Genomic DNA, 12,843 nt, shown 5'->3' with positions numbered 1-12,843 from the left:
CTATTCTCCGAGATAAACTTGTTTAACTTCAGGGTGAGCCTGCACTTGGTCCATGGTGCCTGCAGCCAGCACATGACCTTGATGAAGTACAGTGACATGGCTAGCAATAGAACGAACGAAGTCCATATCGTGTTCAACCACTACCACTGAGTGCTTGCCTGCCAGTGAGTTAAGTAACTCAGAGGTACGGTCCATCTCTTGGTGAGTCATCCCTGCAACGGGTTCATCCACCAGCAATAGCCTAGGGTTTTGCATCAATAACATGCCTATCTCTAACCACTGCTTTTGCCCGTGAGACAGATTACCTGCCAAATTCGCCGCTTCGTCTTTTAAATGAATCAGCTCAAGTACCGAGGTCAGTTTGTCTTTCTGTTCACCAGACATTACAGCAGTGAAAGTCGTCCACACTGAGCGGTCACCCGCCATGGCTAACTCAAGGTTCTGCCACACGGTTAAACACTCAATCACGGTCGGTTTTTGGAATTTACGCCCAACGCCTGCATTGGCGATTTCTGCTTCGTTCATCTTGAGTAGATTGATGTTCGAGCCTAGCCACACTTCACCAGTATCTGGCTTAGTTTTACCTGTGATGATGTCCATCATGGTGGTTTTACCTGCGCCATTAGGGCCAATGATGCAGCGAAGCTCTCCTTCATTGATGTAGAGGTTCAGATCGTTTATCGCTTGGAAACCATCGAAGCTCTTGTTGACGCCTTCCACGTACAACAACACGTTGTGACGGGTATCGATGGCAGGATGAATATCGGGTTTGAGGTAATCAAAGACTTGGTCTCGACGAGTGAACGCCTGAACCGATTCTTTTACGCTATTAAATGTGGTCATGCGATCACCTCTTTGGCTTTGTGCTGATCATCCTTATCTTTATCTTGGTTTTTCCCATTCGATGCCTTGCGCAGCTGCCGCCACTTTTCACTGACAAAACCAATCACACCTTGTGGGAAGTACATGGTCGAAAGAACGAATAGCCCACCCAGAGCAAATAACCACACCTCTGGGAACTCAACCGTAAACCAGCTCTTGGCGTAGTTGATAATCAGAGCCCCAACAATGGCACCAAACAGAGTGGCACGACCGCCTAAGGCAACCCAAACCACAATCTCAATCGAGTTAAGCGGGGCAAATTCTCCCGGGTTAATGATACCAACTTGAGGGACATATAAAGCCCCAGCAATACCCGCGATAACAGCAGAAAGAACGAAGACCCACAGCTTGATGCCATCGACGTCGTAGCCCATAAAGCGAGTACGTGATTCCGTATCACGAATCGCTAATGCCACACGACCTAATCGACTGGTCACCACCATACGACAAGCGATGTAGCTGAGGATGAGCGAGATACCAGTCGCGACAAACAGGCCTATCTTGACCGCATCACTCTGTAAGCTCAGGCCAATAATATCTTTAAAGTCTGTCAGTCCGTTGTTGCCACCAAAGCCCATCTCGTTACGGAAAAATGCCAGCATCAATGCGTAAGTTAACGCCTGAGTCATGATAGAAAGGTAAACCCCGGACACGCGAGAGCGGAAAGCAAGGTAACCAAACAAGTAAGCCAATGCGCCCGGCACCAACACCACCATCAAGCAGGCGAACCAGAACTGATCAAAACCCTGCCAGAACCACGGCAACACCGACCAATCAAGGAACACCATAAAGTCAGGCAGGATTGGATCACCATAAACCCCACGGTCACCAATCTGGCGCATTAAATACATGCCCATCGCATAACCACCAAGCGCAAAGAAAGCACCGTGGCCGAGGCTCAATATTCCGAGATAGCCCCACACAAGATCGAGCGCCAACGCCAACATTGCGTAGCTCAGGTATTTACCCATTAGTGAGATAGTGAAAGTCTCGACATGGAGCGGGTGCCCACTTGGTAACATGGTGTTAGCCAGTGGGATAAGAATGACGGCCGCAAGAATGGCAAGGATGGTCAGTTGGCCACCTTTGTCACCACGCATTGCCGAAAGTACAAATGATTTTGACTGCATGATGTTGTCCTTAACCTTCAGCCGCACGACCACGTTGCGGGAAGAGTCCGCGTGGGCGTTTTTGAATAAACAGAATGATGAAAACCAGTACCAGAATCTTGGCGAGAACCGCACCAGCCCATGGTTCTAAAATCTTATTGAACAGACCAAGACTTAAACCTGCGACTAGCGTACCCCATAGGTTGCCAACGCCGCCGAATACCACCACCATGAATGAATCGATGATGTACGCCTGCCCCATATTTGGACCTACGTTAGTCAGTTGAGAAAGTGCCACACCCGCGACACCCGCAACGCCAGAACCTAAACCAAAGGTCATCGCATCAACACGTTCCGATCGAATCCCCATCGCACGAGCCATGCCACGGTTTTGAGAAACCGCACGAACCTGTAAGCCTAGTGGTGTCTTTTTCAGAACCATTAATAAGCCCATAAACACCAAACCACAGAACAGGATGATATAAAGTCGGTTATAAGTCAGAGACAGCATTGGGTTTAATTGAAGTGCGCCAGACATCCATTCAGGTGTGCTCACTGAGCGGTTCAATGGAGAGAAAATCGAGCGAACGGCTTGCTGCAAGATCAAGCTGATACCAAAGGTCGCGAGTAAGGTTTCCAATGGGCGACCATAAAGATGACGAATCACACTTCGCTCGATCACAATACCCACCAAACCTGAAACAATAAACGCAGCAGGGATAGAGAGTATCAGTGCCAAACCAATATGATTGGGCATCAACAATTGCATGACATAGGTGGTATAAGCGCCAATCATGATCAACTCGCCATGAGCCATATTGATAACACCCATCACACCAAAAGTGATCGCTAAGCCGATACCCGCTAACACCAATACCGAACCTAAACTCAAACCGAAGAATACCGTTTCTACACCTGAATAGAGTGCTTGGCTTTGTTGATAGCTATCCATCGCACGTTCTGCTGCAGCGGTAATGCTTGGATCTAGCTCACTGCTCAGTAGTTGGTTCAGTGTTTTCAGAACGACCGAGTGTTTGAAGTCACCGACTCGCTCAATCGACGTGACTCGATCTTCAATGGTTGCGCTTTTATCAAGAGAGGTATAAATAGCCAATGAGAGGTCCATTAGCTCGGCTACTTTGCCATCTGATTCATTTGCTCTGAGTTCAGTGAGTCGTTCGATGATGGCAGAATCTTTGGTTCCTAATAGATCCAGAACCGCTTTGTAACGCACCTCTGTATTACTGCTGTTCAGTCCAATATAAGCAATTTCCCCGCGTAACATCCCGCGAAGTTTGTTATTCACACGAACTTTTTTAAACTGTCTAGCATTGTCGATATTAAGCGTTGAATCAGTCCATACTGACTGAGCTGACGTTGCCGTTTTGATGTTTTGAATGAGGTAGAGCTGTTTGTACTGCTCGCTCTGTTTCTCATTGAAGTAGTAAAGGTTTCCGTTTAACCAGCCATCTAAAATAGGTTTCGACACATCTTCCGTTTGCGTCTCAACCACCCAATCGATAGCTAATTCTTTATCCGATGTTTTCTTACCAACTAGCGCCTTGGTAAAGCTAGCTTCATCCGTTATTCCAGCAAAAGCCAACTGAGCACTGACTGCCATGAGCAACAGCGCTTTAAATACGTTTGATACGTTTTTCATCCCTGCTTCCTTAACCAACCAAGTTAGATATTGTTATTTTTACTTGGAGGATGTGTGGATAGTGCTTGTTACCTGAAACTATGAACCTTCCGGTCGCTTCGCCCCTTAAACAGGGGCGTTCTTCCCAAACAGGAAGGTTCAATATTCCTGACTTAACGCTCTAGTTACCGCCAGAACACTTCTTCGTTTCGACGTTAAACGCACCACATGAGAATGGCTTTGACCAGCTAGAGAACAGCTTCGCTGATTCAGGTAAGTAGCTCGACCAAGCATCACCCGCAACGAGTCCAGTGGTTTCCCAAACGATGTCAAACTGGCCATCATCTTGAATCTCACCAATCAATACCGGTTTAGTTATGTGGTGGTTTGGCAGCATGGTAGAGTAGCCGCCAGAAAGGTTAGGAACAGACACGCCAATCAAGGCATCTTGCACAGATTCAGGATCGGTTGTGCCCGCATTAGTGACCGCTTGAGCCCACATGTTGAAGCCAACATAGTGCGCTTCCATTGGGTCATTGGTGACACGCTTTTCACTCTTGATGAACGACTGCCACGTTTCAACGAACTCTTCATTGGCTTCGGTATCAACACTCATGAAGTAGTTCCATGCCGCTAGGTGACCAACCAGTGGTTCTGTATCCATACCTGACAGTTCTTCTTCACCAACAGAGAATGCAATAACTGGGATGTCTTCAGATGAAATGCCTTGAGCACCAAGCTCTTTATAAAAAGGTACGTTCGCATCGCCATTCACAGTAGAAACCACAGCGGTTTTCTTGCCTGCTTCGCCGAACTTTTTGATGTCTGAAACGATAGATTGCCAATCAGAGTGACCAAATGGCGTGTAGTTGATCATGATGTCTTCTTCTGCGACACCTTTATCTTTTAGGTAGGCTTCAAGGATCTTATTGGTGGTACGTGGATAGACGTAATCGGTACCTGCAAGTACCCAACGCTCAACTTCAAGCTCTTCCATCAAGTAATCCACTGCAGGAATCGCTTGTTGGTTTGGCGCGGCACCGGTGTAGAAAACGTTTTTAGAAGACTCTTCGCCTTCATACTGTACTGGGTAGAAAAGGATGCTGTTGAGCTCTTCAAAAACAGGCAGCATGGATTTACGTGATACCGATGTCCAACCACCGAACACCACATCCACTTTCTCTTTTTCGATAAGCTCACGTGCTTTTTCTGCAAATAGCGGCCAGTTTGACGCAGGGTCAACCACCACAGGCTCTAGCTTCTTGCCAAGCAAACCGCCCTTTTTGTTCTGCTCTTCGATAAGCATTAGCACGGTATCTTTTAGCGTGGTTTCACTGATCGCCATAGTGCCAGAGAGTGAGTGTAGAACACCGACCTTGATGGTCTCATCAGCAGCAAGCACTGTTGCAGAAGAAAATGAAAGTGTTGTACACAGTGCAGCTAGCGATAAATTGAACACCTTGTTCATGATATTACTCCATAATTGTATTTTTGTTATTCAATTACAGAGTTACAAGAAGAGTGCCAAACTTATAAACCAACAAAATTATTTATAAGTAATTGTATTTATGGAAGTTAAAAGAAACTCACACCAATGGAGTGCATAGCGATCATGTCACTATGTTTCATGCTGGTGCAGTGGCGATGAGAATGAACCAAGATGACACATTCCTGTTCATCAGATACAAAAAAGACCCAACACTTTGGTATTGGGTCTTTGATAAAGCATCAACGATAATCGTTCAAACCATGTAGCTTAAGGCTATTCCGCTGGTTGGAATTCGAATTTTACTCTCGACTTAGACTTCAATTCGTTGCAATCGGCATTACAAAAATAGCTCGCCGCACCACAGGCTTGAAGCTTCTCAAGTTGGCTGCTGCACTCAGGGCAAAACCCAACTTTAGTAAAGTGAGCCTGACAACTTTCACAGTGATACTTGCCATCCCAAGTTAGCTCAGACTGGCACTTAGGGCAGATATTTTCACTCATTAGCATTTCCTAATTCACTACTATTTTTACAATCTACTACCGCTGAGACTTGGCTTGCTTGATTTGATACATGTTCTTATCAGCTTGTGCGATCAACTGGTCTAATCCTTGAGGATCTTTCTCACAAGACAACCCAACACTCACTGAGAACTGCACATCATTGATATAAAGCGCTTGTTGCAGTGCTTTCTCTAAGTCGTGGTAGAAGCTAACAACGCTTTCTTGATCATCAAAGCAAGAGAACACCACAAACTCATCGCCACCGTAACGCCCTATCTTGGCATATGCTGTGGTAGCCTCATCGAGGACTTTTGCAACCGCCAACAGCACATCATCACCAAAACTATGACCATAAGTATCGTTAATCGATTTGAACTTATCGACATCAACAAACAGACACGCCATAACCTTGTCACCAAAACATCGCTTAGCCAACACTTTCTCAGCTTCATTAAACAATGCGCGACGATTCAAGCAATGGGTAAGAGAATCACGATTGGCAAAAAAGTTAAGCTGATTCTCCAGTTCAAACTTTTCTAATGCGACCGAATATAGGGAGGCCAATAGCTCTAAGATCTCAAGCTCAAATTCATGCGGCTCAGATATGTACTGGCTATAAATGGCGAAGGTACCCAGTACATGACCGTGCGATGAGATGATAGGTACCGACCAACAGGCATGTAAATTGGCTTGATTGGTTAAGGCTAAGAAAGGTGCCCAGTTTGGGTGTGTATTTATATTGGAGACCATCACTGCTTTCTTGAGTGCAGCCGCCTCGCCACAAGAACCAATCCCTGCACCAATCCCAACCCCTTCTATCTGCTGATTGTAAAAATCAGGCAGGTTTGGGGCATATTCAAGGTGTAAAGTCTTTGACTCAGAGTTGAGCAGTAAAATTGAAGCCATGCGCTGCCCAAAAATCTGCTCGGTAAGCTGAATGATCTTATGGTTTAAATCTTTGCGATCCATCCCTAGAGCAAGCTTGCGCAGCAAACTGTTGACGGCTCGATGGCCTTCTAATAAAAATTGTTGTTCCATTCACTAAAGCTTTCAATTGTGTAATAGGGTACAGCTTGTTCTTATGCAAGCTTGCTATTGGTTAATAATAACACACTAAATAAGCCGTACACACAATCGAAGATCATAGGTTGATCTTTCGCTTTATCTATTTTGATCAGCGATCTACCCCAAAAAGAATATTTATATCACCACATACCGAAAGCATAAGTTACATGTGCTGCATTTCAATTTTAAATAGTGATTTATATTAAAAGTTACATATAAAAATAAAATAAACAGCACAAGCCATTTCGATCTGTAGTCTAAATCATCGTATTACATGCGTCAGCATTTCAATATGCTGGTCATCTAACTGGGTTAACTTAACCGATAAAGACTTAAGCTCTGACGTATTCTCGATGTGAGTACCACCACACGGAATAGACACTAAAGTGTCGCTATCCAACTGCCATTCCCAATAGCGAGAGTCTGTTAATGCCTCACCTTCCAGTCTCATTGCTACTGGCGTTGAGTCTGCGAGCCAACCTTTAATCATCTGATTGATGTCGGCTTCGATACCATCAAGATTGGTTAGCATGTCTGCAACGTTCAAACCGCGTTTCTTCAGGGTTTTGCCCAAACGATACTTGTCTGTACATAATTCTGGCGTCACAAAGCTGGTGACTTGAGCGTAGCTATTGAAGTCGTAGCTGCCGAGTGGATCTTTTCTATCTGCATCTTTACGCCAGTAGCTCTCAGCCAATACTTTATTCAAGGCTAGGAAAGCGATGTGGCCAGCGCTGTGACCACGGCTCAAACTAGCTTGATACTCTTTATCAACCGTCAACATGACTTCGTCGCTAACCTTAATCATAGAAGCAGATACAGGTAGCTGGTGGACAACCACAAACGTCCACCCTTCCGTATCACGCTTAACAGGGATATCTGCTGCGATATGAAGCTTGCCAGTAGATTGTTCTATTGCACCAACAAGACAGTCTTCAACGGGATATTGCACGTCACCAACATTAACAAAGCCTTGGTCTGCAGGGTGATCTGGCCAAATATGACTCACTGGGTGGAAAGGTGTCATGTCGGTGATCAGGTAGGTTTTGCTGTCATCGTTTTCAACGTACAACGCCTTTGCTTTGATCTGCCAAGCCTGATGACAAAATTGAGTGATGGTTGGTGTGATAACTATTATTGGTTTCATGGATGTCGCTGGTGTCATGGAATCGCTAGTGGTCATATCGTTCTTCTTTTGAAATTGAGTCTAATTCGTTAACCCATCACGATATGGAGATATGAGGTTATGGCTTAACGTGAATTTTGCTTAAAAAAATACCCGAGACAGGCTCGGGTATCAAATCTATTGGAAAGGTTTACTTACGACCTTTAACCATGCTCATCATACGCTTACGTTTACGTTCTTGAGAAATTGTCAGCTTGGTTGTCTTAGCTTCAAATGGGTTCTCGCTGTTCTGGAATTGAATGCGAATAGGTGTACCCATAATCTCTAGTGAACGACGGTAGTAGTTCATCAAGAATCGTTTGTATGAATCTGGCAAGTTACGTACTTGGTTACCGTGGATAACGATAATCGGTGGGTTGTAGCCACCAGCGTGCGCGTATTTCAATTTAACACGACGGCCACGAACCATAGGCGGTTGGTGATCATCAGTCGCCATCTTCATGATACGAGTTAGCACAGAAGTACCAACACGAGTCGTCGCTGACTTGTAAGCTTCTTGAACAGATTCAAACAAGTGACCAACACCTGTACCGTGAAGTGCAGAGATAAAGTGAATACGTGCGAAATCAACGAAACCTAAACGACGGTCTAGTTCTTTCTTAACGCGATCTTTAACATCGCTGTCTAGACCATCCCACTTGTTTACTGCAATAACAATTGAACGACCAGCATTCAACGCAAAGCCTAACAAGCTTAAATCTTGATCAGAGATGTTGTCTCGAGCATCAATAAGCAGCAATACAACGTTAGCATCTTCAATTGCTTTCAGTGTTTTAACCACTGAGAACTTCTCTACTGTTTCGTTGATATTTTTACGACGACGAACACCTGCAGTATCAATCAGAACGTATTCACGCTCATCACGCTGCATTGGAATGTAGATAGAGTCACGAGTTGTGCCTGGCATATCGTAAACAACAACACGTTCTTCACCAAGGATACGGTTAGTTAGTGTTGATTTACCAACGTTAGGACGGCCAATGATCGCTAGCTTAATTGGTTGATCTTGAAGGCGCTTGAATTCTTCTTCCGCTTCTTCTTCAGTGAAATCAACTTGCTCTTCTTCTTCGTCTTCAAACTCAGTTAAATCGCTTACTTCGCCATTCTCAGCTTTTAACGCTTCTGCGAACGGGTTAAGAGCAAGATCAATCAACGCTGTTACGCCACGACCGTGCGCCGCAGCGATTTGGTACATGTCTTCTACGCCTAGTTGCCAGAAATCAGCACTTGCAGCATCAGGGTCGATACCATCAACCTTGTTTACTACTAGCATTGAAGGCTTTTCTAGTTGACGAAGGTGCTTAGCAATAGCCACGTCTGAAGGTGTTAGACCCGCACGGCCATCTACCATAAATAGAACGACATCAGCTTCATCAATCGCCGCTAGCGACTGTTCAGCCATTTTAGTTTCAACACCTTCTTCGGTACCGTCGATACCACCAGTGTCAATAACAATAAAGTCATGCTCGCTAAAATGAGCATGACCGTATTTACGGTCACGCGTTAAGCCAGGGAAATCCGCAACCAATGCATCACGAGTTCGAGTCAATCGGTTAAATAACGTAGATTTACCTACGTTCGGACGCCCTACTAGAGCAACAACAGGTACCATAACAACCTCTACAATTTCTTCTCTAAATGTAGTTATAGGTAAGCACTTGATCGCAAGTTTAAACTCTTACCTATAACCACACGGTTTATTAATTTATAACAACAAAACGGCTCCTAGCTGTTACCAACCAGGAGCCGACTGTGAATTGTATCACGCTTTTATTGGCTAATCGTTAGTTTCTTTACATCGCCATTGCGAGTCGTCACTAAGTAGCCTTCAGGCATTTCAATTGGCGCAACCGCAAAGCCGCTATCATCGACGAGCTGTTGAGCAACAAACTCACCCGATGAACGATCTAACCAGTGCAGATAACCTTCTGTATCACCCACAACTACATAACCATTAATAATAGCAGGTGCTGTCAGTAAGCGGTTTTCTAACAATGGAGTGCTCCAAAGTTCAGTACCACTACGCGCATCAACCGCAACCACATGGTCTTTGTCGGTAACAACGAACAAACGGCTACCATCACTCGCTAAGTCAATCGCTGACGAATAGTTACGCTTCCAAATTGGCTTACCAGAACGAAGATCGATAGCGATTAGCTGACCATTGATACCTACTGTATACAGGGTGCCGCCAAGAACAATCGGTGATGCATCAACATCAACCAAGCGATCTATTTCCGTTGCACCTTTTGGTGTGCCTACTGGCTGTTGCCAAATAAGCTGACCACGGTCAACAATTGCGGCTGCTAAACGACCATTTGCAGTCCCCCAGAATACACCGCCAGAAACAGCAACAGGCGAGCTATCGCCACGAAGTGTTAGGCTTGGAACTTCAGTGCTAATCGTCCATTTTTGTTCGCCGCTTTCTTGATCTAACGCGATCAACATACCGCGACTGGTATGAACAATAACCATGTTGCTTTCAGTTGCTGGGGATGCAAGCACCTCACCATTCACTGATACACGCCACAGCTCTTCACCGGTTGATTCATCCATAGCGATCACTTCACCATTTTCAGAACCAACAAATATTTTGCCGTAAGCCGCCGTTAAACCACCCGATAAACGAGCCAGTACTTCTTTTTCAAGATCGACTTTCCACAGCTCTTTACCTGTTTCAGGGTCAAGCGCTTTAACCATACCTTCACGGCTCGCAACAAACACTTTGTCGTAAGCCAATTCTGGCGTTAGTTTTGAAAAGTAGTGGCCAACACCATCACCAACCGACGTAGACCATTCCTGGCTAGGAGTGAACTCGCTATTTACTGTTGGTACTGGCGCCATGATTACGGTGTCTTCTTCACCCGCACAGCCAGCCAATAGGCCAAGAGCAATCGCACACAACGCCGCTTTTGGAAACATCTTCTTCATTCAAAGCGCCTTATTTAGCTAGGTCGTCAAGTTTGATTTGAAGCGTTTGGCTCGCATCAGCTGCTTGTTGTGCTTCAGAATAAGCACTGTAAGCCGCATCTGTATCGCCTTTACGAAGTGAGATATCACCACGCAGTTCAGCAACACGGCCAGTCCAAGATTCATCAGTCATCGCTTCAAGATCAGTCAAGGCTGCGTCAAATTCACCTTGCTCAGCTTTGATACGTGCAGCACGGTAAGTCAGTAGTGGCGTAAGTGCCGCATCCTTAGTTGCCGATTTTGCCCACTCAAGCTGTTCAAGTGCAGCTGCAAGCTCACCCGCTTGAACTTGCGCTTTTGCTAATTGCATAGCAGCAAGTACAGAGTATTCAGCGTCTTTGTTAGCGTCGATAAAAGCTTGAATATCAGATTGAGCATCAACGCCCTTAGCATCAAGAGCTGAAATTACAGAGGTGTAGCCTTCTGAAGCCACTTCACGCGCTTCAACGACTGAATCTTGGTAATAGCGCCAGCCAAATAGACCGCCTAAACCAATAACTGCACCAAAGATTACGGCTTTACCGTTCTCTTTCCACCAATCTTTAATGGCTTCAACTTGTTGCTCTTCGCTATCGTAAAGTTCCACTTCCTGTCCTCTTTAATTCTTTAAACGCCAGCATAGTGCTGACGTTGATATTCATGATGAGCGTTTGCTCAATGGCTAATTAGATTAGCGCAGCAACTTTCTCTGCAACTTCCGTTTGAGACACGGTTTCTTGCTCGCCGCCAACCAGATCTTTTAGCACAACTGTATTGTCAGCAACTTCGTTCTCACCAAGTACCAGCGCCACAACAGCACCTACTTTGTCAGCACGCTTGAATTGCTTCTTGAAGTTACCACCACCGAAGTGGTTCATTACGCGTACGCCTTCAACGGTATCGCGTAATTGATTCGCTAACTGCATGCCTGCGATCATAGTACCTTCGCCAGCAGCAACCACGTATACGTCAACGCTACGGCGAACTTCTGTTAGCTCTAGCGTTTCCATCATAAGAACTAGACGCTCTAGACCCATTGCGAAGCCAACAGCATTGGTTGCTTTGCCGCCTAGTTGCTCAACAAGACCATCGTAACGACCGCCGCCACAAACTGTACCTTGAGCACCAAGGCTATCAGTGATCCACTCGAATACGGTGCGGTTGTAGTAATCTAGGCCACGTACTAGACGCTCATTAACTTGGTATTCGATACCAACAGCGTCAAGAAGTTCACACAAACCAGCAAAATGTTGCTTCGATTCTTCACCTAAATATTCAGATAGTCGAGGTGCGTCACCTAAGATAGCTTGAACATCCGGGTTCTTAGTATCAAGTACACGTAGAGGGTTAGTGTGCATGCGACGTTTGCAGTCTTCATCTAACACATCAATGTGTTGCTCAAGGAAAGCCACTAACGCTGTACGATAGCTTACTCGATCTTCTTGAGAACCGATTGAGTTCAGCTCGAGGCGAACGTGCTTATCGATGCCTAGTTCACGCCATAGACGTGCTGTCATCATGATAAGTTCTGCGTCAACGTCTGGACCGTCTAGGCCAAACACTTCAACACCACATTGGTGGAATTGACGGTAACGACCTTTTTGAGGACGCTCGTGACGGAACATTGGACCCATGTACCATAGGCGCTGCTCATCACGGTTGATAAGGCTGTTTTGAATACATGAACGTACACAACCGGCTGTGCCTTCTGGACGCAGCGTTAGGCTATCACCATTACGGTCATCAAAGGTGTACATCTCTTTAGAAACAACGTCTGTCTCTTCACCAACCGCACGGCTAAATAGGTTCGTTTCTTCAACGATAGGCATACGTACTTCGTTGTAACCGTATGCACTCACCACACTTTTAACTGCGCTTTCTACTTTCTGCCACAGTGGTGATTGAGTTGGAAGGCAGTCGTTCATGCCTCGAATTGCTTGGATATTTTTAGCCACAGTATTTATTCCGTAATTTCTCACGACCAGGTGTTAGTGCGAATAGACAATCACACCCCATCGCGTTG

General features: G+C 45.5%; 11 protein-coding genes. All 11 read right to left on the bottom strand.

Annotated elements, in window-relative coordinates; all coding sequences use genetic code 11:
* Nucleotides 1-843 carry an urea ABC transporter ATP-binding protein UrtD gene (urtD, locus tag L3V33_RS20295; RefSeq protein ID WP_237291098.1) on the bottom strand — a complete coding sequence of 281 codons (843 nt, stop codon included), beginning with the start codon at nt 841-843 and terminating at the stop codon, nt 1-3.
* Nucleotides 840-2,012 carry an urea ABC transporter permease subunit UrtC gene (gene urtC, locus L3V33_RS20290; RefSeq protein WP_237291097.1) on the bottom strand — a complete coding sequence of 391 codons (1,173 nt, stop codon included), beginning with the start codon at nt 2,010-2,012 and terminating at the stop codon, nt 840-842. Before urtC ends, urtD begins: the two co-directional genes overlap by 4 nt.
* Before the next feature lie 10 nt (nt 2,013-2,022).
* Complete coding sequence (gene urtB, locus L3V33_RS20285) at nt 2,023-3,651, bottom strand: urea ABC transporter permease subunit UrtB (RefSeq protein ID WP_237291096.1); 1,629 nt, start codon at nt 3,649-3,651, stop codon at nt 2,023-2,025.
* A gap of 160 nt (nt 3,652-3,811) precedes the next feature.
* Nucleotides 3,812-5,098 (bottom strand): urea ABC transporter substrate-binding protein, encoded by a 1,287-nt coding sequence (gene urtA / locus L3V33_RS20280; protein WP_076650847.1) that lies wholly within the window; start codon nt 5,096-5,098, stop codon nt 3,812-3,814.
* A gap of 294 nt (nt 5,099-5,392) precedes the next feature.
* Nucleotides 5,393-5,620, bottom strand: coding sequence for a zinc ribbon domain-containing protein (locus L3V33_RS20275; protein WP_114633017.1), 228 nt, complete (start codon nt 5,618-5,620; stop codon nt 5,393-5,395).
* Nucleotides 5,621-5,656: 36 nt separating this feature from the next.
* Entirely contained in the window at nt 5,657-6,658 is a 1,002-nt protein-coding gene (locus tag L3V33_RS20270) for a sensor domain-containing diguanylate cyclase (RefSeq protein ID WP_237291095.1), read from the bottom strand.
* 289 nt (nt 6,659-6,947) lie between these two features.
* Entirely contained in the window at nt 6,948-7,868 is a 921-nt protein-coding gene (locus tag L3V33_RS20265) for an alanyl-tRNA editing protein (RefSeq protein ID WP_237291094.1), read from the bottom strand.
* A 133-nt stretch (nt 7,869-8,001) separates the two neighbouring features.
* Nucleotides 8,002-9,483, bottom strand: a complete 1,482-nt coding sequence (der, locus tag L3V33_RS20260; RefSeq protein ID WP_004735108.1) for a ribosome biogenesis GTPase Der — start codon at nt 9,481-9,483, stop codon at nt 8,002-8,004.
* Between the two features lie 158 nt (nt 9,484-9,641).
* The gene (bamB, locus tag L3V33_RS20255) at nt 9,642-10,802 is read right to left on the bottom strand and encodes an outer membrane protein assembly factor BamB (protein ID WP_004735107.1); all 1,161 of its coding nucleotides are present in this window, start codon (nt 10,800-10,802) and stop codon (nt 9,642-9,644) included.
* Nucleotides 10,803-10,812: 10 nt separating this feature from the next.
* Nucleotides 10,813-11,427, bottom strand: a complete 615-nt coding sequence (locus tag L3V33_RS20250; protein ID WP_054548097.1) for a YfgM family protein — start codon at nt 11,425-11,427, stop codon at nt 10,813-10,815.
* A gap of 79 nt (nt 11,428-11,506) precedes the next feature.
* Nucleotides 11,507-12,775: a histidine--tRNA ligase gene (gene hisS, locus L3V33_RS20245; protein WP_004735105.1), complete on the bottom strand. Its 1,269-nt coding sequence runs from the start codon at nt 12,773-12,775 to the stop codon at nt 11,507-11,509.
* Between the last annotated feature and the right edge of the window lie 68 nt (nt 12,776-12,843).

It is taken from the genome of Vibrio sp. A2-1 (assembly GCF_021728355.1).
GTDB lineage: Bacteria > Pseudomonadota > Gammaproteobacteria > Enterobacterales > Vibrionaceae > Vibrio > Vibrio splendidus_K.
This window is presented reverse-complemented; position numbering and strand designations above follow the sequence as displayed.

Excerpts from the sequence above, each read along its gene's own strand:
- urtB (WP_237291096.1), bottom strand. The coding sequence starts at position 3,651 with ATGAAAAACGTATCAAACGTATTTAAAGCGCTGTTGCTCATGGCAGTC.
- urtC (WP_237291097.1), bottom strand. The coding sequence starts at position 2,012 with ATGCAGTCAAAATCATTTGTACTTTCGGCAATGCGTGGTGACAAAGGT.
- L3V33_RS20275 (WP_114633017.1), bottom strand. The coding sequence starts at position 5,620 with ATGAGTGAAAATATCTGCCCTAAGTGCCAGTCTGAGCTAACTTGGGAT.
- L3V33_RS20270 (WP_237291095.1), bottom strand. The coding sequence starts at position 6,658 with ATGGAACAACAATTTTTATTAGAAGGCCATCGAGCCGTCAACAGTTTG.
- der (WP_004735108.1), bottom strand. The coding sequence starts at position 9,483 with ATGGTACCTGTTGTTGCTCTAGTAGGGCGTCCGAACGTAGGTAAATCT.
- L3V33_RS20265 (WP_237291094.1), bottom strand. The coding sequence starts at position 7,868 with ATGACCACTAGCGATTCCATGACACCAGCGACATCCATGAAACCAATA.
- urtD (WP_237291098.1), bottom strand. The coding sequence starts at position 843 with ATGACCACATTTAATAGCGTAAAAGAATCGGTTCAGGCGTTCACTCGT.
- bamB (WP_004735107.1), bottom strand. The coding sequence starts at position 10,802 with ATGAAGAAGATGTTTCCAAAAGCGGCGTTGTGTGCGATTGCTCTTGGC.
- urtA (WP_076650847.1), bottom strand. The coding sequence starts at position 5,098 with ATGAACAAGGTGTTCAATTTATCGCTAGCTGCACTGTGTACAACACTT.